Raw genomic sequence first — 2,509 nt, 5'->3', positions numbered from 1 at the left:
TGAGCTTACTCTAAAAAGTCAAATTTTATAACTTAATTTGCAGTTTATTTATTTCAAACTTAAATTTGATTTTTTAACATTTATTGATTCAGATTGATTCTTTCAAATTTGTTTTGATAATTTTAAAAATAGTATTTTTACATTGGGAAAGGAAAAAAAGATAAAAATATCGGAAAAGCCTGTAATTTATGTTGCAATTCCTGCAATGAATGAATTAGAGAGTTTGCCACATACAATTAATTCAATTATTTCTCAAAGCTATAAGAAATTTCATGTTTATGTGTGTGTAAACCAACCAGAGGAATGGTGGGAAGATGATGAGAAAATAAAAATATGCAAGAATAATGTAAAGACTGTTGAATATTTACATTCCATAAGTAAATGTTCTGTAACAGTCATTGATAAATGTACAAAAGGCAATGGATGGATTCCTACAAGAGGAGGAGTAGGCTGGGCTCGAAAGCTCGTTATGGACAAAATAAAAGAGGATTCCAAATCCACAGATTTAATAATAAGTCTTGATGCTGATACAATATTTTATTCGGAATATTTTCAATCTATTGTTGATTCCTTTAATGAATTTCCCCAAATTACTGCTATTTCAGTACCCTATTACCACAACCTTGAAAAAAATTATGAGCTTGATAGGGCAATGTTGAGATACGAAATTTATATGCGTTATTATGCAATTAATATGCATAGGATTGGTTCCCCTTATTCTTTTACAGCACTTGGATCTGCAATAGCACTTCCCGTTTGGGTTTATGTTGTGGTATCTGGAATTACTCCCAAAAAAGCAGGAGAAGATTTCTATTTTCTTCAAAAATTAAGGAAATATGGAATTGTTTTAAACCATAATTCTCAAAAAGTACATCCAAAAACAAGATATTCCGATAGGGTTGATTTTGGAACAGGACCAGCATTGATAAAAGGAAGTAAAGGTAACTGGGAAAGTTATCCAATTTATGATTATAAATTATTTGATAATGTTGAAACCACTTATCAGCTTTTTAATGATTTGTTTAAAGACGATTTAGAAACACCAATGACTGAATTTCTTTATGGGCAATTTAAAAGTGAAAATATTTGGCAACCATTACGACAAAATTATAATACTAAGAAACTATTTGTAAAAGCTTGTCATTCAAAAGTTGATGGATTGCGAATATTACAGTATTTGAAAAGTGAACAGCAAAAAGTTGAGAGCAAGGATGAAGATATTTTGAAAGATTTTATGCTTAATTTTTTATCAAAGGATGAATTAAAGGATTTTGAATATGATCTTAAATATCTTTCTTTTGAGTTTTCAAATAATTATGTTCTTAACAGAATCAGGAATCTTTTAGAAAATGTAGAAGAAAAACTTCAGCGAAAAGAAATAAAAAGAATAAAAGAAGGGGAATGGATTTAATAACCATAGTTGGTCCTACAGCAACAGGTAAAACATCTCTTGCAGTAAATCTTGCTTATAAAATTGATGGTGAAATTATAAGTGCTGATTCTCGACAGGTTTATCGTGATATGAATATTGGTACCGGTAAAGATTATTATGATTATGTGATTAAAGAAAAACAAATCCCTTGTCATTTAATTGACATTGTTGAAGCTGGTTATGAATACAATGTTTATGAATATCAAAAAGATTTTTTAAAAGTATTTAATGATATTAAGCAAAGAAAAAAACAAGCTGTTCTTTGTGGTGGAACAGGTTTGTATGTTGAAGCCGTACTTAAAGGTTATAAACTTTTAAGAGTACCACCTAATCAGAAATTACGAGAAAAGTTATCCGAAAAATCTCAACATGAGCTTATTGAAAGACTTAGTAATTTTAAAAATCTTCACAATAAAACCGATACGGAAAACAGAAAGAGATTGGAAAGGGCTATTGAAATAGAAACTTATTATGACGAACATAAGGAACACAGTGACTATCCTCAAATTAATACTAAAATATTTGCTACAAAAGTTGAAAGGGATGAGCTAAGAAAAAAAATCACAACCCGACTAAAACAAAGGTTGGATGAAGGAATGATAGACGAAGTTAAAACACTTATTAATAAAGGAATAAAAGCTGACAAGCTTAAATACTATGGTTTGGAATACAAATTTATTACTCAATTTGTTTTAGGCGAAATAAACTATAATGATATGTTTCAAAGATTGAATTCATCAATTCATCAGTTCTCTAAAAGGCAAATGACATGGTTTAGAAAAATGCAAAGGGATGGTTTTGAAATTACATGGATTGATGTAAATTTACCCATGGATGAGAAAATTGAAATTATAATAAATGACTGTCAATAGATTTTTATTGATTGGAGAAATGTGGTCAAATTACATAGATTTCTCCACTTTATAATTTTTATACTTGGAGAAATGTAGTTAAATTACATAGATTTCTCCACTTTATAATTTTTATACTTGGAGAAATGTAGTTAAATTACATAGATTTCTCCACTTTATAATTTTTATACTTGGAGAAATGTAGTTAAATTACATAGATTTCTCC

At 28.7% G+C, this 2,509-nt stretch carries 2 protein-coding genes; both read left to right on the top strand.

Translation table 11 applies throughout. The annotated features are described in order from the left end of the window. Window positions 1-142 precede the first annotated feature (142 nt). Window positions 143-1,411, top strand: a complete 1,269-nt coding sequence (locus tag U9R42_09495; protein MEA3496255.1) for a glycosyltransferase — start codon at window positions 143-145, stop codon at window positions 1,409-1,411. Next, the gene (gene miaA, locus U9R42_09490) at window positions 1,402-2,304 is read left to right on the top strand and encodes a tRNA (adenosine(37)-N6)-dimethylallyltransferase MiaA (GenBank protein MEA3496254.1); all 903 of its coding nucleotides are present in this window, start codon (window positions 1,402-1,404) and stop codon (window positions 2,302-2,304) included. The genes U9R42_09495 and miaA overlap by 10 nt, the downstream gene beginning before the upstream one ends. Window positions 2,305-2,509 lie beyond the last annotated feature (205 nt).

Source organism: Bacteroidota bacterium, assembly GCA_034723125.1.
In the GTDB taxonomy this organism is placed as follows: Bacteria; Bacteroidota; Bacteroidia; order CAILMK01; family JAAYUY01; genus JAYEOP01.
The sequence above is the reverse complement of the archived record's forward strand: the minus strand, read 5'-3'. Positions and strand labels throughout refer to the sequence as shown.